This is a genomic window from Acinetobacter sp. A2, assembly GCF_048537555.1.
In the GTDB taxonomy this organism is placed as follows: domain Bacteria; phylum Pseudomonadota; class Gammaproteobacteria; order Pseudomonadales; family Moraxellaceae; genus Acinetobacter.
In genome coordinates this window covers 1,150,222-1,174,637 of sequence record NZ_CP183239.1, presented here as the reverse complement: position 1 = coordinate 1,174,637, position 24,416 = coordinate 1,150,222, and the positions used below count along the sequence as shown (strand labels likewise).

The 24,416-nt window shown below is 41.1% G+C and carries 23 protein-coding genes; 21 read left to right on the top strand and 2 right to left on the bottom strand.

Translation table 11 applies throughout. The annotated features are described in order from the left end of the window. The first annotated feature begins 229 nt into the window (after positions 1–229). The 4 genes from ACNS8M_RS05495 to ACNS8M_RS05480 all read left to right on the top strand — a co-directional run bounded on the left by ACNS8M_RS05495 (position 230) and on the right by ACNS8M_RS05480 (position 3,447). Positions 230–655 carry a glycine zipper domain-containing protein gene (locus ACNS8M_RS05495; RefSeq protein WP_168417463.1) on the top strand — a complete coding sequence of 142 codons (426 nt, stop codon included), beginning with the start codon at positions 230–232 and terminating at the stop codon, positions 653–655. 257 nt (positions 656–912) lie between these two features. After that, positions 913–1,437: a hypothetical protein gene (locus ACNS8M_RS05490; protein WP_168461909.1), complete on the top strand. Its 525-nt coding sequence runs from the start codon at positions 913–915 to the stop codon at positions 1,435–1,437. A gap of 225 nt (positions 1,438–1,662) precedes the next feature. Further along, on the top strand, positions 1,663–2,667 hold the full coding sequence (locus tag ACNS8M_RS05485) for an LLM class flavin-dependent oxidoreductase (protein WP_168461911.1): 1,005 nt from the start codon (positions 1,663–1,665) through the stop codon (positions 2,665–2,667). A gap of 225 nt (positions 2,668–2,892) precedes the next feature. After that, the gene (locus ACNS8M_RS05480; RefSeq protein WP_168461401.1) at positions 2,893–3,447 is read left to right on the top strand and encodes a flavoprotein; all 555 of its coding nucleotides are present in this window, start codon (positions 2,893–2,895) and stop codon (positions 3,445–3,447) included. A gap of 114 nt (positions 3,448–3,561) precedes the next feature. Here ACNS8M_RS05480 and ACNS8M_RS05475 read toward each other — a convergent pair whose 3' ends face one another. Next, positions 3,562–4,398 carry a pyruvate, water dikinase regulatory protein gene (locus tag ACNS8M_RS05475; protein ID WP_168417467.1) on the bottom strand — a complete coding sequence of 279 codons (837 nt, stop codon included), beginning with the start codon at positions 4,396–4,398 and terminating at the stop codon, positions 3,562–3,564. A 155-nt stretch (positions 4,399–4,553) separates the two neighbouring features. On the opposite strand from ACNS8M_RS05475, the gene ppsA reads away from it, so the two are divergent. From ppsA to ACNS8M_RS05395, 16 genes are all read left to right on the top strand, one after another. Then, the gene (ppsA, locus tag ACNS8M_RS05470) at positions 4,554–6,932 is read left to right on the top strand and encodes a phosphoenolpyruvate synthase (RefSeq protein WP_168417468.1); all 2,379 of its coding nucleotides are present in this window, start codon (positions 4,554–4,556) and stop codon (positions 6,930–6,932) included. Between the two features lie 74 nt (positions 6,933–7,006). Then, positions 7,007–7,798, top strand: coding sequence for an RDD family protein (locus ACNS8M_RS05465; protein WP_168417469.1), 792 nt, complete (start codon positions 7,007–7,009; stop codon positions 7,796–7,798). A gap of 304 nt (positions 7,799–8,102) precedes the next feature. Then, the gene (cyoA, locus tag ACNS8M_RS05460; protein WP_168417470.1) at positions 8,103–9,176 is read left to right on the top strand and encodes a ubiquinol oxidase subunit II; all 1,074 of its coding nucleotides are present in this window, start codon (positions 8,103–8,105) and stop codon (positions 9,174–9,176) included. Positions 9,177–9,179: 3 nt separating this feature from the next. Continuing rightward, positions 9,180–11,168 carry a cytochrome o ubiquinol oxidase subunit I gene (gene cyoB, locus ACNS8M_RS05455; RefSeq protein WP_168461399.1) on the top strand — a complete coding sequence of 663 codons (1,989 nt, stop codon included), beginning with the start codon at positions 9,180–9,182 and terminating at the stop codon, positions 11,166–11,168. Between the two features lie 3 nt (positions 11,169–11,171). After that, complete coding sequence (cyoC, locus tag ACNS8M_RS05450) at positions 11,172–11,792, top strand: cytochrome o ubiquinol oxidase subunit III (RefSeq protein ID WP_168417472.1); 621 nt, start codon at positions 11,172–11,174, stop codon at positions 11,790–11,792. Next, positions 11,792–12,118 (top strand): cytochrome o ubiquinol oxidase subunit IV, encoded by a 327-nt coding sequence (locus ACNS8M_RS05445; RefSeq protein WP_004973158.1) that lies wholly within the window; start codon positions 11,792–11,794, stop codon positions 12,116–12,118. The genes cyoC and ACNS8M_RS05445 overlap by 1 nt, the downstream gene beginning before the upstream one ends. 10 nt (positions 12,119–12,128) lie before the next feature. Beyond that, a complete protein-coding gene (gene cyoE / locus ACNS8M_RS05440) occupies positions 12,129–13,007 on the top strand; it encodes a heme o synthase (RefSeq protein WP_419225253.1) in 879 nt (292 codons plus the stop codon). A gap of 331 nt (positions 13,008–13,338) precedes the next feature. Continuing rightward, positions 13,339–13,728, top strand: coding sequence for a 30S ribosomal protein S6 (rpsF, locus tag ACNS8M_RS05435; protein ID WP_168417474.1), 390 nt, complete (start codon positions 13,339–13,341; stop codon positions 13,726–13,728). An 11-nt stretch (positions 13,729–13,739) separates the two neighbouring features. Then, positions 13,740–13,967 carry a 30S ribosomal protein S18 gene (gene rpsR, locus ACNS8M_RS05430; protein ID WP_004719336.1) on the top strand — a complete coding sequence of 76 codons (228 nt, stop codon included), beginning with the start codon at positions 13,740–13,742 and terminating at the stop codon, positions 13,965–13,967. 9 nt (positions 13,968–13,976) lie between these two features. Further along, positions 13,977–14,423: a 50S ribosomal protein L9 gene (gene rplI, locus ACNS8M_RS05425; protein ID WP_004973150.1), complete on the top strand. Its 447-nt coding sequence runs from the start codon at positions 13,977–13,979 to the stop codon at positions 14,421–14,423. Between the two features lie 220 nt (positions 14,424–14,643). Further along, the gene (gene dnaB, locus ACNS8M_RS05420) at positions 14,644–16,089 is read left to right on the top strand and encodes a replicative DNA helicase (RefSeq protein ID WP_168417475.1); all 1,446 of its coding nucleotides are present in this window, start codon (positions 14,644–14,646) and stop codon (positions 16,087–16,089) included. Between the two features lie 44 nt (positions 16,090–16,133). Beyond that, positions 16,134–17,210 carry an alanine racemase gene (gene alr / locus ACNS8M_RS05415; RefSeq protein ID WP_168417476.1) on the top strand — a complete coding sequence of 359 codons (1,077 nt, stop codon included), beginning with the start codon at positions 16,134–16,136 and terminating at the stop codon, positions 17,208–17,210. A 478-nt stretch (positions 17,211–17,688) separates the two neighbouring features. After that, positions 17,689–18,435: an acetoacetyl-CoA reductase gene (phbB, locus tag ACNS8M_RS05410; protein WP_168461397.1), complete on the top strand. Its 747-nt coding sequence runs from the start codon at positions 17,689–17,691 to the stop codon at positions 18,433–18,435. A gap of 50 nt (positions 18,436–18,485) precedes the next feature. Then, positions 18,486–18,830, top strand: a complete 345-nt coding sequence (locus ACNS8M_RS05405; RefSeq protein ID WP_019384921.1) for a phasin family protein — start codon at positions 18,486–18,488, stop codon at positions 18,828–18,830. A gap of 124 nt (positions 18,831–18,954) precedes the next feature. After that, positions 18,955–20,727, top strand: coding sequence for a class I poly(R)-hydroxyalkanoic acid synthase (locus ACNS8M_RS05400; RefSeq protein WP_168461396.1), 1,773 nt, complete (start codon positions 18,955–18,957; stop codon positions 20,725–20,727). Between the two features lie 82 nt (positions 20,728–20,809). Continuing rightward, positions 20,810–21,988 carry an acetyl-CoA C-acetyltransferase gene (locus tag ACNS8M_RS05395; RefSeq protein ID WP_168417479.1) on the top strand — a complete coding sequence of 393 codons (1,179 nt, stop codon included), beginning with the start codon at positions 20,810–20,812 and terminating at the stop codon, positions 21,986–21,988. A 154-nt stretch (positions 21,989–22,142) separates the two neighbouring features. Here ACNS8M_RS05395 and ACNS8M_RS05390 read toward each other — a convergent pair whose 3' ends face one another. Next, positions 22,143–22,742, bottom strand: a complete 600-nt coding sequence (locus ACNS8M_RS05390; protein WP_154320684.1) for a hypothetical protein — start codon at positions 22,740–22,742, stop codon at positions 22,143–22,145. 407 nt (positions 22,743–23,149) lie between these two features. Here ACNS8M_RS05390 and ACNS8M_RS05385 point away from each other — a divergent pair, with 407 nt between their 5' ends. Further along, entirely contained in the window at positions 23,150–24,148 is a 999-nt protein-coding gene (locus ACNS8M_RS05385) for a helix-turn-helix transcriptional regulator (protein ID WP_168417480.1), read from the top strand. Positions 24,149–24,416: the final 268 nt, after the last annotated feature.

The following is a 24,416-nucleotide window of genomic DNA, read 5'->3' as shown; positions in this document are numbered from 1 at the left end:
GCACATTGTAAACAAGACGACCCAGAATCATCATTGCAGTAAAACTGTTGAATCTTCATACAAGGATTGCGCATTTTTTTAGCAATTTTAATCAAACTTATACAAAGGCCACACCAAAGCACACCAATCTCGTGCGCACTCTCCACATTTTGACAGAGACTCTTTGATAGATTTAGCCCATCAAAATTGATCATAAAATAAGTCCTGAAAATGGACATGGAGTGCAATCATGAAACTTAATGCAATGTTATTTAGTGCAGCTTTAGCCGCAGGTTCAATGCTTAGTGCTAATGTTTACGCAGACAATACCACACGTGTAGCTGCTGCAAGTGCTTTAGGCAGCGTGGCAGGTACAGCTATTGGTAAAAATATGGGCGGCACAACAGGTGCAACTATTGGTGCTGCACTCGGTGGTGCAGGTGGTGCTGCGGTTGCGAGCAATAAACGTCATCGTACCGAATCTGCTATTGGTGGTGCTTTAGGTGGTGGCGCTGGTTATACCGTAGGTAAAAATATGGGTGGAACCAATGGTGGATATATTGGTTCGGCACTCGGTGCTGCCGGTGGTGCAGCTTTGGGGAATAAAATCTCAAAAGATAAAGAATACGACCGCTACCAAGAACGTAAATGGAAGAAAAAACGTAACCGACGTTAATTTATACGTCTGAATCAGTCTTAATGATTCACCTAAAAGCATCGACATTAGCTCGGTGCTTTTTTGATCCTGTTTAGAAATATCATAAATACCAAAAAGCGATGAAATATGTAGAAATAATGTGGGGTAATTACAGTGTATTTATCAAACTTTACAACATGTTCTATCTGGCCTTCACGATTCTTTCTACAAGCTTTTATACATTAATTACATATATAAATACCCAAGCGCATAAGTTATTGATACGGAGCATCCTCATGAAACTGAATTATTTTTTATTAAGTGGTGTCATCGCGAGTTCTGCCTTAATCATGGGAACTGCACATGCAAATGACACACGTGTTGCTGCAAGTTCTGCGCTTGGTGGTGCAGTCGGCGCAGCCATTGGTCAGCACATGGGTGGACAAACAGGTGCAATGATTGGCTCTGCAATTGGTGGCGCAGGTGGTGCGGCGGCTTCTGCCAGTAAACGTGACCGTAACGGTGCCATGATTGGTGCAGCGCTAGGTGGTGCGGGTGGTTATAGTGTCGGTCGCAACATGGCAGGCAATACGGGTGGCTATGTTGGCGCTGGACTCGGTTCTGCAGGTGGTGCTGTACTGGGTAAAAAAGTGAGCGAAGACCGTCGAGATGATCGCTATGACAACAAACGCTATGATGACCGTTACGACCGACGCTATGACAGCCGTGGCTATCGTTATAATGATGTGCGTTACAATAACCGTTACAGTAAAGACAATGGCTTGCATTTAGGTCATTACAAAAATGGAAAACGTCGTTAATTGTTAATTCATCTCCGCCACGCTCTCTACAATCTCTTTAATATTGCAAAAGCACCTTCGGGTGCTTTTTCTTATACAGACAATAATCTCACTATATTAAATCACTGCTTAAACACACATCCGCTAAATCTAGCGCACTGAACACCCTTATATCGAAAATTATCGATATACAATCCACTCAATGCATCGTATGATAAAACTCTCTTTATCAAGCTGGAATAAATGATGCGTTCCCTGCAAGACACAAAATTTGCCATTCTTGAACTTGCACCTGTCCGTGATGATCAATCAGTTCAATTTTCACTGCATCACGCACTCGAATTGGCACAACATGCAGAACAACTTGGTTATGACCGTTTATGGTTGGCTGAACATCATAATATGGATGGCATTGCCAGCTCTGCAACCGCAGTACTTTTAGGCTATTTATTAGCAAATACCAGACACCTGAAACTGGGTTCAGGCGGTATTATGTTACCTAACCATGCGCCTTTAGTTGTGGCAGAACAGTTCGGTACTTTAGCAACTTTATATCCAAATCGTATTGAATTAGGTTTGGGACGTGCACCAGGTACAGATCAAGTTACTATGCGTGCCCTGCGTCGTGGCCGTCAGGAAACTGAAGACCAGTTCCCACAAGATGTGCTCGAAATTCTTCATTATTTTAAAGATGCTGAACCACAACAACGTATTGTGGCCACCCCTGGTCAAGGCACGCACGTTCCTGTCTGGTTACTTGGTTCAAGCTTATTTAGCGCACAACTGGCTGCAAAATTAGGATTGCCCTATTCATTTGCCTCACACTTTGCCCCACGCATGCTTGGTCAAGCAATTCAGTTATACCGTGACAACTTTGAACCCTCAGAATATTTAGACCGCCCGTATGTGTCTATGGGTGTACCAACTGTAGTTGCAGACAGCGATGCAGAAGCACAATATCTCGCCACAAGTTCCTATCAACGGGTATTGGGCTTAATTCGTGGGCAGAGTTTGAAACTCAAAGCTCCTATAAACAGCATGGATGGTTTGTGGTCACCTGCTGAAAAAATGTCAGTCGATAGTTTTTATGGCATGGCGCAAATTGGCTCTGTAGCAACAGTAAAAGCTGGACTGGAAAACTTATTGGCAAAGTATGATGTAGATGAGTTCATTTTCACTTGTGACATTTATGATACGCAAAAACGCCTACGCAACTTCGATTTGCTCATGCAAATAAAAAATGGAATTTAAGTAACTGAACGCTTAACAACACTCAAAAGGTCTTGCAGTGACTTTGTGTAAACACGGTTATTGCGAGGCCTTTTTAACTTTAGATACTCAAATTTGCATTTTTTGAACTTTCAATCTGCAGAAATGACTGGTTCGCCTGCACAAAAGACTTTACCAAACAGTACTGCCCTCACAAAATAGAGTAAATGTTCTAATTTATAAAATGAATAAAATAAGGGATTCAGCATGGTCAGTCCTAAACATGACATACATAGACACGCCTTCCAAAACTGCCTGATAGATTTTCAAGAGTTTCAAGGTAAGTGTATTCCTGCTACCGAAGTCAAACCGTCTGATTTTGATGGTTTACATGTGGCTGTAATTGGTGCCAATCAAGACAGCGTGGCACAGCTTGATAAAATTTGTCAACAAGCGGCTTCGGTCAAGGTGTTCCAGATTGCCCCGCATTTTGTTTTGCCTGCCACAGAACGTGGCATACATCGCCTGATTAGCCATCCATTGGTATTTAAAAATCGGCGTTTGTTTAACAACCGCGTTAAAAATATTTTGGCTTTACGTTTTTTAGATGCGCAGGTAAAAGACACTTGGCTCAAACGTCAGCTCACCCCAAACATTGCCGATACACATCAACATTATTTTAAATCTGATCATTATTATGCGGCTTTGCAGCGTGAAAATTGCACTCTGATTACTTGGCCTATTGTAAAAGTCTGTGCGCATAGTGTGCATAGCATCGACGGTCAAAGCCACCCTGTGGATACCATTATCACTACATTTTAAGTCACATCAAAAGCATTATCATTTAAATAAATAATAGCTTAATTTTTATTCTATTTATATCCAATAAAAAAGGGTCAGAATAATATTTTGACCCTTTTAATGATATTAATTTGATTATCCAATTCGACGTTTCAAACCTGTCATTTGTAATACACGAGTTGAAATTTCTTCAATCGACATTTCAGATACATTTAAATACTTAATACCTTCTGAAATATAAATACCTTCAATAGCACGTAATTCCATTTGGCATTGGTTAAAGCTCGCATAACGACTGTTAGCCTTGCGTTCAGTACGGATTGCAACCAGACGTTCTGCATCAATCATTAAGCCAAACAACTTGTGTTTATGTGGTTTTAAGACTGCTGGCAAGCGGTTGTCATCTAGGTCTTCTTCGGTTAATGGATAGTTCGCAACACGAATACCAAACTGCAAAGATAAGTAGATAGATGTCGGTGTTTTACCTGAGCGTGACACCCCAATTAGAATCAGATCGGCCTTGTCGTAATGGCGTGTACGTGCGCCATCATCATTGTCTAAGGCAAAATGCACCGCATCAATACGTGCCTTATATGACTCAGAATCTGTCACTGCGTGAGTTTGTCCAACCAAGGTGGTTGGTGGTGTACCCAATTCCTCTGAAAGCTTGCTAATTAAGCCTTCGAACACATCTAGGTTAATCGCTTTTGCAGTGTTAATAATGTCACGCACATATTGATCTACTAGCGTGTCAAAAACCAAAGGCAGTTGACCATCTTGCTGTGCACGCGCATTAATCTCAGTCACCACATTCATTGCCGCTTCTTCAGACGTAATATAAGGATGAATGTGAATATCAAAGTCTACATTTGGAAATTGCGCTAAGAGTGAATGCCCAAGGGTTTCAGCTGTAATTGCAGTTCCATCGGAAATAAAAAAAACACTCCGCTTAATTTGTTTACCATCTGACATTAAAATTCTCCTTAAACATTTGTCTTAGTGCTATATAATCTTTATAGTAAACCGATCTTACATGACTGTCGCTTAGTAAAATCATATTGCTAAGTAGATTTATTATAATTTCATGACAAGATAGTGATTAATACTGCAAAAGTGGAGTAATAACTTTGGAAGCGCGCGTAATTGGTCTGGAAAAATTAGGGAAGCACGATGTTGAGCTTGTGGGTGGGAAAAACTCATCTCTAGGCGAAATGATCAGCCACTTATCAAACGCTGGTGTATCTGTACCAGGTGGCTTTGCAACAACAGCTGCTGCTTATCGTGAATTTCTCGAGCAAAGTGGCCTAAACGCTAAAATTCAAGCAGAGCTAAAAACGCTCAATGTAGATGACGTGAATGCGCTTGCTGAAACTGGTGCAAAAATTCGTCAATGGATTGTCGACACTCCGCTTACCGCAGCCCTAGAACAAGAAATTCGCGTTGCTTTTGACGCACTCTCTAACGGCAACCCTAATATCGCGGTTGCCGTTCGTTCATCTGCAACTGCAGAAGATTTACCAGACGCATCTTTTGCAGGTCAGCAAGAAACATTCCTCAACATCCGTGGCATCGACAACGTGTTAATTGCCATTAAAGAAGTTTTTGCCTCTTTGTACAACGACCGCGCGATTTCTTACCGTGTACATCAAAACTTCGATCATGATGTTGTTGCATTGTCTGCTGGCGTACAACGTATGGTCCGTTCAGAAACTGGTGCTGCTGGTGTAATGTTCACCCTAGACACAGAATCTGGTTTCCGTGATGCAGTATTTATTACCGCTTCTTATGGCTTGGGTGAAATGGTCGTTCAGGGTGCAGTTAACCCAGATGAGTTCTACATTTCTAAACCACTATTAAAAGCGGGTAGACATGCGGTTTTACGTCGTAACCTTGGCTCTAAACACCAAAAAATGGTGTATGGCGAAGAAGGTGCTGCAGGTAAATCTGTTGTAGTGGTAGATGTAGAAAAACAAGATCGTCAACAGTTCTCTTTAAACGATCACGAACTTCAAGAACTAGCAAAACAAGCTTTAATTATTGAAGAACACTATCAAGCACCTATGGACATTGAATGGGCGAAAGATGGTGACGACGGTCAAATTTACATTGTTCAAGCACGTCCTGAAACAGTAAAAAGCCGTGAAAATGTTGGCACAATGGAACGCTATCTGCTTAAACAAAAAGGTACTGTAATTTGTGAAGGCCGTTCAATTGGTCAGCGTATCGGTTCTGGTAAAGTTCGTGTGGTAACGTCTATTAAAGAAATGGACAAAGTACAAGAAGGCGACGTTTTAGTTTCTGACATGACTGACCCAGACTGGGAACCAGTAATGAAACGTGCTGCTGCCATTGTTACTAACCGTGGTGGTCGTACCTGTCACGCTGCAATTATTGCACGTGAATTAGGCGTACCTGCAATTGTGGGTTGTGGTAATGCAACTGAAGTATTAGCAGATGGTCAAGAAGTCACTGTCTCTTGTGCCGAAGGCGATACAGGCTTCATTTATGAAGGTGCTTTAGATTTTGAAGTTCAAAAGAACTCTATCGAATCTATGCCAAAACTTCCGTTCAAAATTATGATGAACGTGGGTAACCCAGACCGCGCATTTGACTTTGCTCAAATTCCAAACGAAGGGATTGGCCTTGCACGTTTAGAATTCATCATCAACCGTATGATTGGTGTGCACCCGAAAGCATTACTGAACATTGACAGCTTACCACGTGAAACACGTGCAGCTGTAATGGCACGTACTGCGGGCTATTCTTCACCAATCGAATTCTATGTAGAAAAATTGGTTGAAGGTATTTCTACCCTTGCTGCTGCTTTCGCTGAAAAACCAGTGATTGTACGTATGTCTGACTTCAAATCGAATGAATATGCCAACCTTATTGGTGGTAAGTTATACGAACCTGAAGAAGAAAACCCAATGTTGGGCTTCCGTGGTGCAAGCCGCTATGTGTCTGACAACTTCCGTGATTGCTTTGAGCTTGAATGCCGTGCCTTGAAAAAAGTACGTGATGAAATGGGCTTAACTAACGTGCAAATTATGATTCCATTTGTGCGTACAGTTGCTGAAGCAAAACGTGTGATTGAGTTACTTGCACAAAATGGCTTAAAACGTGGCGAAAACGGTCTAAAAGTGATCATGATGTGTGAATTACCAACCAACGCATTGTTGGCTGAACAATTCCTTGAGCACTTCGATGGTTTCTCTATCGGTTCTAATGACTTGACTCAGTTAACCCTTGGTTTAGACCGTGACTCAGGTATTGTTTCTCACTTGTTTGACGAACGTGATCCTGCGGTTAAAGCATTGCTTTCTATGGCAATTCATGCCTGCCGTAAAGCTGGTAAATACGTAGGTATCTGTGGTCAAGGCCCTTCAGATCACCCTGACCTTGCGCAATGGCTCATGGAACAAGGTATCGAATCTGTATCTTTAAACCCAGACTCAGTTTTAGACACTTGGTTCTTCCTTTCTGAAGAAAAAGCTCAACAAGCTTAATAAAACGTGTTAAAAGAAAACCCATGCACCTGCGTGGGTTTTTTTTCAAATTATTATTTTGAGATTTTATATTTATGCAAATTTACTTGGCACGAAATAATCAACAAGCTGGGCCATACACCTTAGAGCAGCTCAACCAAATGCTCGCCAGCCAACAAGTGTTGCTGACAGATTTGGCTTGGCACCAAGGCATGAGCGAGTGGAAAGCTTTAGGTGAACTCACCCAAGGGAAACTTGTATATGAACCACAAGGCTATGTAGCACCGACTTCTGAAGCATCTCCTTTTCAGCAGCCTGAACAGAACTATAGTGCAACTGCAGCACAATATAGCCAATCACAAAATACAAAAACCAAAACAACGCAAACTGAGTTAGCCAGTATCAACAGTCGTGCGCTAGCAAAAATTATTGATATGCTGCTTTGGCTACCAGCAGCAGCTATTCCCTCTTTTTTCTTAAATGCAGATCAATTTGAACAATTGTCTGGCTTACAACAAAAGATGCAAGCGGCAACCACTTCAGATCAAGCCATTCAATTACAAACTGAGTTATTTCAGCTGATTCCTATGCAAGCATGGCAAGCCATTGCAATTTATTTACTCATTATGCTGGGCTTGCAAGCATTCTTACTGGCTAAAAATGGTCAAAGTATTGGTAAGCGTTTAACCAAAATTAAAATTGTAGATGCAGAAAGCAATGAAAAAGTGAGCCTAATGCGAGTCTTTACGATTCGCTCTATCATTTTCATCATTTTGAATATGATGTTTATGCCATTCATCACAATTTTAGATTATGCCTTTGCATTTGGAGCAAAACGCCAAGCTTTACACGATAAATTAGCCAAAACCAAAGTCGTAAAGCAATAATTTTGATTTTTTGACATACAGGGATGATTTATCATCCCTTTTTATTTAGTACTTTGATAAATAATAATAAATTTTCAACATTGCAAATAATTCCGAGTATCAAAATCGGTTTTTATTACAGGCATTTAAAGCGGCTTTATATATAGCTTAGTTTGTCGATATCAGGCATAATGCCCTACAACGTAGCGGTGTCCGATGATTAAGAAGAGTTTTTCGTGTCTAACGAGGTCTTTTTAATCATGCGACACTTTAATCGCTATCCCATATTAAATTAGGGAATGGGACTCTTCACCGAGGTTGTAAAATGAGACAAACGATTTTAGCTGTATTGTCTTTATCTACGATGGCTGCACTTTTAACAGGGTGTGGTGGTGATTTAGTACTTCTGAACTCAAAAGGTCCAGTTGCTTCAGGTCAAAGTAACCTGATGATGACTGCGATTTACCTAATGCTATTGGTGGTTATTCCATCTGCAATTATGGCATTGTGGTTCGGTTGGAAATATCGTGCATCGAATAAAGACGCAGACTATCAACCAACATGGTCACACTCAACTGCAATTGAAATTGTAGTTTGGGGTATACCTGTTATTATTATTTGTATTTTAGCTTGGTTAACTTGGTGGGGTTCCCACAAGTACGACCCTTACCGTCCGCTAGAATCCGACAAAGCTCCTTTAACTGTTCAAGTTATTGCTGAACAATTTAAATGGATCTTTATCTACCCAGAACAGAACATTGCGACTGTTAACGAATTACGCTTCCCAGAGCAAACGCCTGTAAGCTTACGTTTAACATCTAACTTCACAATGAACTCGTTCTTTATCCCTGCATTATCTGGTCAGATTTATGCAATGGCGGGTATGCAAACTCACTTGAACGTTTTAGCAGATAACACGGGCGAATTCCGTGGTTTCTCATCTAACTATTCAGGTTATGGTTTCTCGCAAATGCGCTTTAAAGCTCACTCTGTAACTCAAGCTGATTTTGAGCAATGGGTAACAGCTGTTAAAGCAGGTCAAGGTACGACGATTAATCCTCAAGCTGTTCAAAAAACAGTTTTAGATCAAGCTGAATTTGCTTCTTTACGTGACGGTAACCGTTCGCAGAAACAAATTGATGCAATGGTTCGTAATGCCAAAACTGAATTAGAGAAAGAACTTGCTGCAACGGCTTTAAAAGAAGGTCCATATAAGACTCAGCCACATCCTGTGACTTATTACTCTTCTGTTGAGCAAGGCTTGTTTGAATCAGTGATCAATAACTATATGAGTAACTACCATGGTGCTGACCATTCAGCTCCTGTAGTGGCTGGTGAAGCGCCTGCTTCTGAAACTCATGTAGCAGTTGAACATGCGACTGCTTCTCAAGGGGAATAAGACATGAGCTTATTAGGTAAGTTAGGTCCAGATGCAATTCCTTACGATCCAATCGTATTGGTTACTGTTGCAGCGATGATCTTAGGTGGCCTTGCAGTTGTTGCTGGTATTACCTACTTCAAAAAATGGGGCTACTTGTGGAACGAATGGTTCACATCTGTAGACCATAAAAAAATTGGTATCATGTATATCTTTGTATCTGTAGTCATGCTTCTTCGTGGCTTTGCAGATGCGATCATGATGCGTCTTCAGCAGTTCCTTGCAAAAGGTGGTGGTGAAGGTTATTTACACCCAGAACACTATGACCAGATTTTCACCGCTCACGGTGTGATCATGATCTTCTTCGTGGCAATGGGTCTTGTTGTTGGCTTAATGAACATCTCTGTACCATTACAGATTGGTGCTCGTGACGTAGCCTTCCCATTATTGAACTCTTTAAGCTTCTGGTTATTTGCTGGTGCTGCGGGTCTAGTAATGGTTTCACTTGCATTAGGTGAATTCGCTGCAACTGGTTGGATGGCTTATCCTCCACTTTCAGGTATCGAATACTCTCCAGGTGTTGGTGTTGACTACTATATTTGGGCACTACAGGTTTCTGGTCTAGGTACGCTATTAACGGGTGTTAACTTCTTCGTTACCATCATCAAAATGCGTGCGCCTGGCATGAAACTTATGGACATGCCTATTTTCACTTGGACATCATTAGTTACTTCGGTACTTATCATTGCAACTTTCCCAGTTTTAACTGCGACAATTGCGATGTTAACGCTTGACCGTTACTTCGGTTTCCACTTCTTTACCAACGACATGGGTGGTAGCCCAATGTTGTATGTAAACTTGATTTGGACATGGGGTCACCCAGAAGTATATATCTTAGTATTACCAGCATTTGGTATTTACTCTGAAGTAACTGCGACTTTTGCGCGCAAAACTTTGTTCGGTTACAAATCAATGGTGTACGCAACCGTTGCAATTGGTGTGTTATCACTTGTTGTATGGGTTCACCACTTCTTTACCATGGGTGCAGGTGCCAACGTTAACGCGTTCTTCGGTATCATGACCATGATTATTGCGATTCCTACTGGTGTGAAAATCTTCTCTTGGTTATTCACTATGTACAAGGGTCGTATTACCTACACTACCCCAATGCTATGGACACTTGGCTTCCTTGTGACTTTCGGTATCGGTGGTTTAACAGGTGTATTAATGGCAGTTCCACCAGCGGACTTCCTTGTACACAACTCTTTATTCTTGATTGCTCACTTCCATAACGTAATTATTGGTGGTGTTGTATTCGCGATGTTCGCAGGTATCATTTTCTACTGGCCAAAAATGTTTGGTTGGAGACTGAATGAGACTTGGGGTAAAGCAGCATTCTGGTTCTGGTTCTTCGGTTTCTACTTTGCATTCATGCCGTTGTATATCCTTGGTTTCATGGGTATGACACGTCGTTTGAATACTTATGACAACCCTGAATGGGATCCGTACTTGTCAATCGCGTTCTTCGGTTCTGTGTTAATTGCTATCGGTTTATTCTGCTTCGTTATGCAGATCGTGGTTGGTTTCTTACAACGTAACCAACGTTTAGACCTTACAGGCGATCCATGGGATGGTCGTACGCTTGAATGGGCGACTTCTTCTCCAGCACCGTTCTATAACTTTGCTCACCTTCCAAAGATCAATGGTATTGATACTTTCTGGACTGACAAAGAAAATGGTGTTGCATACGCGCGTCCAACGAAGTATGAAGACATCCACATGCCAACCAACCGTGCAGCTGGTTTCATTATTGCAATGTTTATTACAGTAATGGGCTTCGCGTTAATCTGGCATATTTGGTGGTTAGTATTCGTTACCTTTATCGCTGCAATCATCAGCTTCATCGTGAGTTCATTCACGAAGAAAGTGGACTACTATGTTCCTGCTGCTGAAGTTGAGCGTATTGAAAACGAACGCTATGCGATCCTTGAAAAACACTTGAAGAAGGACTAAGACATGGCTGAAGTACTTCATCACGACAACCACGGACACGATGAGCATCATCACCACGATGATACCGACATCACCGTCTTTGGTTTCTGGACCTACTTGATGAGTGACCTTGTAATTTTCGGTACACTCTTCATCGCGTTCGCTGTATTAAGTAGCCACGTTCCAGTAGGCACTCCAACAGCTCAAGATTTGTTTGGCGAGTCATTAGGCTTCGTTCTTACAGAAACTTTTGCCCTGTTGATTTCTTCTGTAACTTTCGGTTTTGCCGTTTTAGCTGCTTACAAGAAAGATGTTGCTAAGGTTTTAACTTGGTTAGGTATTACCTGGATTTTCGGTGCGATCTTTATTGGTATGGAACTTTATGAGTTCAACCATTTAGTTCATGCTGGTCATGGTCCAAGTGTAAGTGCGTTCTTATCTGCGTTCTTTACTTTGGTTGGTACGCACGGTATTCACGTAACTTCAGGTTTAGTTTGGATGATCGTGTTAATGATTCAAATCAAGAAATATGGTTTGACTCTTCCTAACATGCGTCGTTTAGCTTGCCTAAGCTTGTTCTGGCACTTCCTTGACATCGTTTGGATCTGTGTATTCAGCGTAGTTTACTTGATGGGAGTTCTCTAATGAGTCACGATCACAACTCTGCTGGTGCATCACACGGTAACACTAAGCAATATACGATTGGCTTTATCCTATCTGTTATTCTTACCATTATTCCTTTTGGTATGGTAATGGCAGGTGGTTTTGGCCGTGGTATTTTGATCACTGTTATTTCGATTACAGCAGTTGCTCAGATTCTTATTCAATTAATTTATTTCTTGCATATGAATTCTTCTTCAGAGCAACGTTGGAACGTGATTGCATTCGTGTATACCATTCTGACCATTGCCATCCTTTTGGTTGGTTCTGTATGGATCATGAACTACCTACACTACAACATGATGATCTAAACTGGTTGTCATGCTGAAAAAGTATTTATTCCTGACAAAGCCAGGAATTCTCTTTGGTAATTTCATTACCACTTTGGGTGGCTACTTTGTAGCTGCCCAAGGTTCTGTAGATTTCCTTCTCCTACTGCTTACTCTGCTTGGTACAACACTTGTTGTCGCCTCAGGATGTGTGGTCAACAATATTATTGACCAAGACATCGACCAAAAAATGCAACGCACACAAAACCGTGCATTAGTGAAAAAAACTGTTTCTGTTCCAATTGCGCTGATTTATTCGGTTGTATTGGGCTTAATCGGTTTTAGTATTTTATGGTTTGGAGTTAATGCATACGCTTTTCTTTTTGCGCTGATTGGTTTTGTCGTATATGTGGGCTTTTATAGCCTATGGACAAAGCGCACAACAATTCATCAAACCATTGTTGGCAGTATTTCAGGCGCAAGCCCACCTGTCATTGGTTATACTGCGGTTGCAAACCAGTTTGACTTAGCTGCACTGCTGATCTTTCTAGGCTATGCACTTTGGCAAATGCCCCACTCCTGGGCAATTGCAATTTACCGCTTTGATGATTACAAAAATGCCAATATTCCAATTTTGCCAGTAGCGCGTTCCATACTGCGTACCAAAATTGAATCACTGATTTATGTCATGTTGTTTACTATTGCCATGAACGGACTGTTTGTATTTGGTTATGCAAACTGGCTGTATTTGGTTATTTTAAATGCGTTCTGCATCTATTGGTTGTATTTGGGCATTATTGGTTTTAAAGCAGAAAATGATCAATTATGGGCAAAACGCTTTTTCCTATTTTCGGTTATTTTAATTACTGTTGTGAGCCTATGTTTTAGCTTTACGGCAACTGCGCCAACCACGCAAATCATACTTTTTTAAAAGATAGAGTTCCGCTCTATCTTTTAATGGAGTACCTGCCCTCTTTTCACACGCTGTACTTTTCTAGAATTTTTTCATTTTCTTCAATAAAATTTTCAATATACCAACTTTATAAAAGTTAGCTACATACTATTATTCATTTATTTCATCCATTAAACCAATAGATTCTGCTAATAAACAAATCTCGCGATCATTACTCACACAAAGTCTTGTATTTACTTGGCAAAAGCACTAAAATTCACGCTTCGCAATTTTGCGACACAACTTCGGTTGTGACTCCTTGCTTCTGATTAAATTAGTCAGGGGCTGCATAAACCGTAAGGAGCTGACAATGCGTCACTACGAAATCGTACTTTTGGTACACCCAGACCAAAGCGATCAAGTTGTGGGTATGGTAGAACGTTACCTAACTCACATCAAAGAAGCTGAAGGTCAAATTCACCGTTTAGAAGATTGGGGCCGTCGTCAATTGGCTTACCCAATTAACAAAATTCACAAAGCGCACTACATTCTTATGAACGTTGAATGTGGTCAAACTACGCTTGATGAGTTAGAAGAATTGTTCCGTTATAACGACGCGATCCTTCGTAGCTTAATCATCCGTCGTGAAAACGCTATCACTGAAGAGTCATTATTGGCTAAGAGTGCTGAAGAAAAACGTGCGCGTAAAGCTCAACGTGAAGAAGCACAACAAGCTAACCAAGACTCTGCTGAAGCTTAAGGAGAACATCAATGGCACGTTTTTACCGTCGTCGCAAGTTCTGCCGCTTTACAGCTGAGAACGTTACGTACATCGACTACAAAGATATCGATACACTAAAACAGTACATCACTGAAAATGGCAAGATTGTTCCTAGCCGTATTACAGGTACTAAAGCTCGTTACCAACGTCAATTAGCGCTTGCTATTAAACAAGCTCGCTACTTAGCGTTGATCCCTTACACTGACAATCATAAGTGAGGTTGAGCTGTGGATATTATCTTATTACAACGCATTAAGAACCTTGGTAAATTAGGCGATAAAGTTTCAGTTAAAGCTGGTTACGGCCGTAACTACTTAATCCCTCAAGGTAAAGCAGTTGCTGCTACTGAAGCGAACACTGCTGCTTTTGAAGCTCGTCGTGCTGAACTTGAGAAGCAAGAAGCTGAAATTTTAGCTGCTGCTCAAGCACGTGCTGACCAATTGAACGAAGTTAACATCGTAATCACTGCTAAAGCTGGTGATGAAGGTAAACTATTCGGTTCTATCGGTACTCGTGACATCGCAGACGCGTTAACGAATGCTGGTCTTGAAGTTGACCGTGCAGAAGTTCGTTTACCAAACGGTGCGCTTCGTCACACTGGTGAATTCAACATCGCAATCCAATTGCACCATGATGTTGTTGCTGAAGTTCTCGTTACTATCGTATCTGAGTAATTTTACGCAAAAAGAAAGAGCATGCTTAACGCATGCTCTTTTTTTGTCTTTCATATTTACCCCGCCTTTTCTAATTCGCATTTGACTTATCCTTCGCCAAAATCTACTCGCTTTTTTTTCTAGAGGGCGTATCATCGTGAAGTGGAAAGTAGCTTGAGTTTTAAGTTCTCTCCCCCATGTATTATTCAGCGATTTACTGTTTTAAAAATCAGGGATTTATATGTCACAGGCGAATGCCAGCGCAAAGCAACATACTACAAAGTCTGATCTAAAACCGAATGAGAACAGCCCCTTAAAAGAGTTCCGCACACCACCGCACAACCTAGCCATTGAGCAAGCTGTTTTAGCGGCATTAATGACTGTGGCCGAATCTTTTGAGCAAGTGGGTGATGTCTTACAAGAATCTGATTTTTATGCAACGCGCCACAAATATATTTTCCGTGCGATTGATTCTCTTTCTAAAGAAAACTCGCCTTATGATGCCGTATTGGTAAATGACTGGCTCATTAAACAGAATTTGCTTGAAGCCGCAGGTGGCGAAGAATACTTGATGCAACTCATGGCAGATTCACCTTCTAGTTTTTATAACCTAGAAACCTATGCCACGAAAATTAAAGAATTCTCTACTCTTAGAAATATGATTAAAGTTAGTTCTGAAATTTTACAAAATGCCTATGACACCAAAGGCCGTAGTGTCAGTGAAATTTTAGACTTAGCCGAAACTAATATTTTCCAGATTGCTGAACAACACAATAACAATGCCAAAGCGCAAGGCCCTAAAGCAATTTCCAGTGTTGTTGCCGATGTATTTGACAAGCTAGATGAGCTTTCCAAAATGGAAGGCAACATTACAGGCTTAACTACGGGCTTTGTAGAGTTAGACAATAAGACCTCAGGGATGCAAGCGGGTGACTTGATTATTGTTGCTGCACGTCCATCTATGGGTAAAACCACTTTTGCTATGAACTTGGTCGAAAGTGTCTTGTTCAATAATGACTTACCTGCCCTTGTGTACTCAATGGAAATGCCTGCTGATTCAATTGCGATGCGTTTGATTTCTGCTTACGGTAAAGTGCATCAAGGCAATTTACGTTCAGGTAAACTCAGTGGCGATGAATGGTCCAAAGTCACAGGTACGATTTTGCAACTGCAAGAAAAGCATTTGTATATTGATGACTCTTCTGCCCTACCACCAACGGAAGTTCGTGCACGTGCACGGCGTATAGCCAAACAACATGGCGGTAAAATCGGTTGTATCATGGTCGATTACTTACAATTAATGAAAGTCCCTGGCATGGGTGATAACCGTGTTGGTGAGATTTCAGAAATTTCACGTAGCTTAAAAGCTTTGGCCAAAGAAATGAACTGCCCTGTGATTGCTTTGTCGCAGTTGAACCGTTCTTTAGAAAATCGACCAAATAAACGCCCCGTGATGTCTGACTTACGTGAATCTGGTGCGATTGAGCAGGATGCTGACTTGATCATGTTTATTTACCGTGATGAAGTCTACAATAAAGAATCTAAAGAAGCAGGTACAGCCGAAATTATTATTGGTAAACAGCGTAACGGCCCAATTGGTACGGTACGTTTGGCATTTGAAGGCCAATATACCCGTTTTAGTAACTTATCCCCTGAGTATTATGCTCAGTACGATGATGAGGAATAATCCCCAGCATCATTATTTTCACAGACCCTGTAGGAGTATTTAGGGTGCGCCAAGCAACAGTTTATATTGACAGTCAGGCACTGCAATATAATTTAAACCGTGTCAAACAACTTGCCCCAACAGCGAAAATTGTCAGCATGGTCAAGGCCAATGCTTACGGACATGGTGTAAAAGACTGCTTAGCAGCCTTAAAAGACAGCGATGCCTTTGGTGTCGCTTGTGTGGAAGAAGCTTTAGAAATCCGTGAATTAGGATATACACAGCCCATTACCCTCATTGAAGGCGTTTTTGCCAAACATGAAATGCAGCAAGTCTTGGCACACAAACTTGAATGTGTGGTGCACCATCAAGCCCAGCTAGATTGGTTACTGCAGCACAAAGCCGATTATATTGCACAAGGCTTAAAGGTTTGGGTCAAACTCAACAGCGGTATGAATCGTTTAGGTTTCAAAATTCCAGAAATTATAGATGTAATTCAGATGCTGAAAGCTGAAGGGTTTACTTGTGTATTGACCATGCACTTTGCCAATGCCGATGGTGATCATGCATTAAATGATCAACAGGTCGCCCAATTTTTGCATGTCAAAGACAATTGTCATCCAATTTTAGCTTCATGCTGTAATTCTGCTGCAATCTATCGTTACCCTGAGTTGCATTTTGACTATGTACGCCCTGGCATCATGCTATATGGCGCAACGCCTTTTGCTGCCCACAATGTGCATGCTCTCGATTTAAAACCAGTGATGACGCTCAGTGCAGAAATTATTGCTCTGAATCAAATAGATGCTGGCGAGCATGTGGGCTACGGCTCAACCTTTACCGCAGAACAAAGCATGCAGATTGCCATTGTTTCAATTGGTTATGGCGATGGCTATCCACGCACATTTACGCAGCCGAATTTTGTGGCGATCGGCTCAAAACTTACACCTGTCCTTGGGCGTGTGTCTATGGACATGATTGCCATTGATGTGACTGGTTTAAATGTCGATTTAGGCACGCAAGTTGAGTTATGGGGCAAGCACCGTTTAGTAGATGATGTTGCTACAGCCAATGGTACGATTGGTTATGAACTCCTCTGTCGTTTAAGCCCACGTCCGCAACGTAAAACAACTGCACTTTAAATATTCTTTATATAGCTTTGTTAAATGGCATGTAGCTAGATCGCTACATGCCATTTCATTTTAATATGTCTATCTAAGTGAATAATTCAACTTTAAATCCATCCTCAACATTACAACGCACTTCAAGCACAACAACTATTAATTGCACATATTAAAAAATCTAAATCCAAATAATCTGCTCGCAGTATGTATTTTAACTGTCATATATCTACAACTTATAGCAAACCCTTATTTGCACCAGTTCTCTGAACTTTGCTGCGTCCTGCACGATGAATCAATAACTTCACTGTAGCTGCTTGTTCAAATCCTTACATGCTGCCGTTTCTTCCTTAAGATATTTCCAATATTTGTTTACTTTTGACTTTAAAGCATCATCAAACTGCAGTCTGTTCGCAATATAAAACGCTTAATTTCTAAACAAGAATAAAGAGGAAAAACTTCTTATTTTTTATAACCTTATTCTGCTTAGGAAAACAACATGTCTGAACAAAAAGTAGCTTTAGTGACGGGTGCATTAGGTGGTATTGGCAGTGAGATTTGCCGTCAACTGGTTACAGCAGGCTATAAAATTATCGCAACGGTTGTACCACGTGAAGAAGACCGCGAAAAACAATGGCTTCAAAGTGAAGGATTTCAAGACAGCGATGTACGCTTTGTCTTAACGGATTTAAATAACCACGAAGCGGCAACAGCAGCTATTCAAGAAGCAATTGCTGCTGAAGGTCGTGTCGATGTGCTGGTCAATAATGCAGGCATCACCCGTGATGCAACTTTTAAAAAGATGAGCTATGAACAGTGGTCACAAGTCATTGATACCAACTTAAAAACATTGTTCACAGTGACTCAGCCCGTGTTTAACAAAATGTTAGAACAAAAGTCGGGACGTATTGTCAATATCAGCTCAGTCAACGGTTTAAAAGGTCAGTTTGGACAAGCCAACTACTCTGCGACCAAAGCCGGCATTATCGGTTTTACCAAAGCCTTAGCTCAAGAAGGTGCACGTTCAAATATTTGTGTAAACGTGGTTGCGCCTGGCTATACCGCAACACCAATGGTTACTGCCATGCGTGAAGATGTGATTAAAAGCATTGAAGCACAAATTCCTCTACAACGTCTTGCTGCGCCAGCTGAAATTGCCGCTGCTGTTATGTACTTGGTCAGCGAGCACGGTGCGTACGTGACAGGCGAAACCTTATCGATTAATGGCGGTTTATACATGCACTAAACCGTGCAGCCCCTATTTTCATTTACAAGTTTATTTACTGGAGTTACACCATGCTATACGGCGACTTATTCTCAAATATGAATGCACAATACAAAAACGTATTTGAACCGTACACAAAATTCAACAGCTTAGTGGCTAAAAACTTTGCTGACTTAACCAACCTACAATTAGAAGCAGCACGCAACTATGCCAACATTGGTCTAGCGCAAATGTTTGCCAATAGTGAAGTTAAAGACATGCAAAGCATGGTGAATTGCACCACCAAGCAATTAGAAACCATGAACAAACTTAGTCAGCAAATGATTGAAGATGGCAAAAAGTTGGCAACACTAACGACTGAATTCAAATCGGAATTTGAAAAGTTAGTTAGCGAATCTATGCCTAACAATAAATAACACTGCTCTGAAAACCATGCGTTATCAGGACGAATGTTACGGGGAAGTGTGAAAATTTCCCCGTTTTAGTTTCAGCCCTGCACTCAATTTGATTGCTAAAAGCCATGTGCTATGGAGCGATGAAATGAACCCGAACTCATTTCAATTCAAAGAAAACATACTACAATTTTTTTCTGTACATGATGACATCTGGAAAAAATTACAAGAATTTTATTATGGGCAAAGCCCAATTAATGAGGCTTTGGCGCAGCTCAACAAAGAAGATATGTCTTTGTTCTTTGAAGCACTATCTAAAAACCCAGCTCGCATGATGGAAATGCAATGGAGCTGGTGGCAAGGTCAAATGCAAATCTACCAAAATGTGTTGATGCGCAGCGTGGCCAAAGATGTAGCACCATTTATTCAGCCTGAAAGTGGTGATCGTCGTTTTAACAGCCCATTATGGCAAGAACACCCAAATTTTGATCTGTTATCACAGTCTTATTTACTGTTTAGCCAGTTAGTGCAAAACATGGTAGATGTGGTCGAAGGCGTTCCAGACAAAGTTCGCTATCGCATTCACTTCTTTACCCGTCAAATGATCAATGCGTTATCTCCAAGTAACTTTCTGTGGACTAACCCAGAAGTGATTCAGCAAACCGTCGCTGAACAAGGTGAAAACTTAGTCCGTGGCATGCAGGTTTTCCATGATGATGTCATGAACAGCGGCAAGTATTTATCTATTCGTATGGTGAATAGCGACTCTTTCAGCTTGGGCAAAGATTTGGCGTATACCCCTGGTGCAGTCGTCTTTGAAAATGACTTTTTCCAATTATTGCAATATGAAGCAACTACTGAAAATGTATATCAAACCCCTATTCTAGTCGTACCACCGTTTATCAATAAATATTATGTGCTGGATTTACGCGAACAAAACTCTTTAGTAAACTGGTTGCGTCAGCAAGGTCATACGGTCTTTTTAATGTCTTGGTGTAACCCAAATGCCGAACAGAAAGAACTGACTTTTGCTGATCTCATTACACAAGGTGCAGTAGAAGCTTTGCGTGTAATTGAAGAAATTACCGGTGAAAAAGAGGCCAACTGCATTGGCTACTGTATTGGCGGTACGTTACTTGCTGCGACTCAAGCCTATTACGTAGCAAAACGCCTGAAAAATCACGTAAAGTCTGCGACCTATATGGCCACCATTATCGACTTTGAAAACCCAGGCAGCTTAGGTGTATTTATTAATGAGCCTGTGGTGAGTGGTTTGGAAAACCTGAACAATCAATTGGGTTATTTCGATGGTCGTCAGTTGGCAGTTACCTTCAGTTTACTGCGTGAAAATACGCTGTACTGGAATTACTACATCGAAAACTACTTAAAAGGTAAAGAACCTTCTGATTTTGATATTTTATATTGGAACAGCGATGGTACGAATATCCCTGCCAAAATTCATAATTTCTTATTGCGCAATTTGTATTTGAACAATGAATTGATTTCACCAAATGCCGTTAAGGTTAACGGTGTGGGCTTGAATCTATCTCGTGTAAAAACACCAAGCTTCTTTATTGCAACGCAGGAAGACCATATCGCACTTTGGGATACTTGTTTCCGTGGCGCAGATTACTTGGGTGGTGAATCTACCTTGGTTTTAGGTGAATCTGGACACGTAGCAGGTATTGTTAATCCTCCAAGCCGTAATAAATACGGTTGCTACACCAATGCTGCCAAGTTTGAAAATACCAAACAATGGCTAGACGGCGCAGAATATCACCCTGAATCTTGGTGGTTGCGCTGGCAGGCATGGGTCACACCGTACACTGGTGAACAAGTCCCTGCCCGCAGCTTGGGTAATGCGCAGTATCCAATCATTGAAGCGGCACCAGGTCGCTATGTTTTGGTAAATTTATTCTAATCGGTCATATAACAACAGCCATGCACATGCTATATATCATGTGCATCCACAGAAACATGAACACAAAATTTAAGGATATAAAATGAAAGATGTTGTGATTGTTGCAGCAAAACGTACTGCGATTGGTAGCTTTTTAGGTAGTCTTGCATCTTTATCTGCACCACAGTTGGGGCAAACAGCAATTCGTGCGGTTTTAGACAGCGCCAATGTAAAACCTGAACAAGTTGATCAGGTGATTATGGGCAACGTACTCACGACAGGCGTGGGACAAAACCCTGCACGTCAGGCAGCAATTGCTGCTGGCATTCCAGTACAAGTGCCTGCATCTACCCTGAATGTAGTCTGTGGTTCAGGTTTGCGTGCGGTACATTTGGCAGCACAAGCCATTCAATGCGATGAAGCCGAGATTGTGGTCGCAGGTGGTCAAGAATCTATGTCACAAAGCGCACACTATATGCAGCTGCGTAATGGGCAAAAAATGGGTAATGCACAATTGGTAGACAGCATGGTGGCTGATGGTTTAACCGATGCCTATAACCAGTATCACATGGGTATTACCGCAGAAAATATTGTAGAAAAACTGGGTTTAAACCGTGAAGAGCAAGATCAACTTGCATTGACTTCACAACAACGTGCTGCGGCAGCTCAGGCAGCTGGCAAGTTTAAAGATGAAATTGCCGCAGTCAGCATTCCACAACGTAAAGGCGAGCCTGTCGTATTTGCTGAAGATGAATACATTAAAGCCAATACCAGCCTTGAAAGCCTAGCAAAACTACGCCCAGCCTTTAAAAAAGATGGCAGCGTAACCGCAGGTAATGCTTCAGGCATTAATGATGGAGCAGCAGCAGTACTGATGATGAGTGCAGACAAAGCGGCAGAATTAGGTCTTAAGCCATTGGCACGTATTAAAGGCTATGCCATGTCTGGTATTGAGCCTGAAATTATGGGGCTTGGTCCTGTTGAAGCAGTGAAGAAAACCCTCAACAAAGCAGGCTGGAGCTTAGATCAGGTTGATTTGATTGAAGCCAACGAAGCATTTGCTGCACAAGCTTTGGGTGTTGCTAAAGAATTAGGCTTAGACCTAGATAAAGTCAACGTCAATGGTGGTGCAATTGCATTGGGTCACCCAATTGGGGCTTCAGGCTGCCGTATTTTGGTGACTTTATTACATGAAATGCAACGCCGTGATGCTAAGAAAGGCATTGCAACCCTCTGTGTTGGGGGTGGTATGGGTGTTGCACTTGCAGTTGAACGTGACTAAGTACACCATTGCATCGAATCTTGAAACTTGATTAAGATTGACAAAAAATTCAATACATAATGGGAGCTCAGGCTTCCATTATTTTTTTAGATGCATGCTGGAGTGAATAGCCACCGATTTTATCGACAAGTTCAAAGCAGGATGAATCGGTGCTTTAATCCACAGAAAGTAAATGCTGAATGTGGTCGCTAAAATGATAAAAATTCATGCTATCAGGTTGTTGTTTAAGTTGCTGCCATGCTTCAGCCAGTGATAGCCAACCTAAATCTTTGAGCAATTGCACAATAATTTCCACTTGCGCTACTGTCATGTCCTTAGATTGTTTAAGTCGGATTTGTCGATCTAACTCTTCCAATTTTTGCCCCAATTGAAAGAATAAAAAAATATTTTGCGGCTCAGCTTCTAGAACATCGTGGCAGTCTTGCACCACATCACAAATATAAGCAGCATTGTCACGGGCATTTCGAATGAGGCGTATCAATTCTGTATAGGCTTGAGGTGATAACACATCTGCTAAATTATGAATTTTTACGCTACTTTGCTGGAATTGCATGGCAAATGACGCGGGTTGCTCTTCATTTAAAATTAGCTCATTTAGAGATGCAGCATCAAAAGCAGGTAAACAAAAAGCATGTGCATAGCTTAAAGCAGCCGCATTTTGTTTAAAGGGAAATTGCTGACATAAATATTGAATACGGGTTAAATAGCGGGCTAACCAAAAAATTTCTCGTGCATCGCTGCTAGATAAATTCACGGTTGATTGTTCCTCCTTATTTCAAGTTAGGTTTTGTCCAAATTGTGTGCTTAATTAAACTACAGCACCATAAGGCAATACGTGTTTTTATTTACATAAACCCGCCTCAAACACACAAGAAAAAGACTTGACCTTACTTAAAGCATACAGTTTAAGCTTGCTTATTAAAAAGCACCCTCTCAAATCACCCGAAATTCTGAGTTGTCTTGCATCAATCACATACTTTTTCACATAGTTTAATCTAATTTAAAATACGTTAATCCTCTGAACTCACTGCATAGATGCATGATCTGAATATGTACTGCACCGCCCTTTTTGAGTAAAAAACTTGCTAAACATTCTAAGTTTTCTTATTGTGTTAACACTCACGTTCTGACTCATTTAAAACGACCAAGCAAATACTGAATATGTCTATACAAGAAAAAGAAACATCGAATAGTTTATATCGCCAATGGCAAATTTTATCGCGACTCTCTACAGGTAAATGGATGGGTACGCGTGAATTACACGATGTCTTGCAACGTGAAGGCATTGACATCAGTTTGCGCACCATTCAGCGTGACTTAAACCAAATTTCGCAACGCTTTCCTATTGAAAGTAACGGTACCGTGCCACAAGGTTGGCGTTGGCGATCAGATGCACCTATTCAAAGCTTGCCACACATGACCAGCTCACAAGCGGTCACCTTTATGATGGTCGAAGAACATTTAAAACACTTGTTGCCACCAAGTCTGATTGAAGAAATGAACCCTTGGTTTGATTTGGCACGGCGTAGTCTATCTACGCAAAATAATGTTCGCCAATGGATTAACCGTGTACGGATTGTGCCTGCAACACAACCCTTAATTCCACCACTGGTAGACCGTAATGCGCAGCAAGCAATTTATGAAGGCTTGCTACAAGACAAACAACTGGAATGTATTTACCAATCACGCAGCAGTTCAGGTGAAGAAAAAACCTATGTGCTAAATCCTTTGGCACTGGTACAAAAAGGCGCAGTCATTTATTTAATATGTACCCGCTTTGATAAAACAGATATTCAGACCTTTGCCCTGCATCGTTTTAAAGCCGCAAAAGTTTTAGATTCACGCGCATTACACCCTGTCAATTTTGATATTGATGCTTATATTGAATCTGGCGAACTGGGCTTCAGAGTCAATTTCAGCAAAGCCACAGAAAATATTCAGCTCAAACTGACCATGCAAAAAGCTGATGCAATTTACTTTGATGAAAGTCAGTTAAGTAAAGACCAGACCATTGAAACACTGGAAAATGGTGATGTATTGGTAACAGCCACTGTCCCTTTTACCTCGCAATTGGTTTGGTGGTTACGCAGCTTTGGTAAAAAGTTAATTCAAATTGAGCCTGCTGAAGTAGCGACTGCAGTGCATCAAAGCAATGAATGATAAACTGAGAAATAAAAAGGTCCCAAATACTGGGACCGATAGTTTTATATTTATTATTTAAATTTTGTTGTTAGAGCTGCTGATTTAAAATTTAGACCTAACTTGGCATTGCGTTTATTTAGCATGCCAATTCAGCCGTATTATAACGAATCTTTTTTAAAGTCATGTTTTACTCCTATCTATGTTGATAAAAGCCACTTTAACTGTTCTCGTCCCTGCCGTGAAATCATAATATTCGTAGTATAAATCTTTTATTTTCTTAAACTTA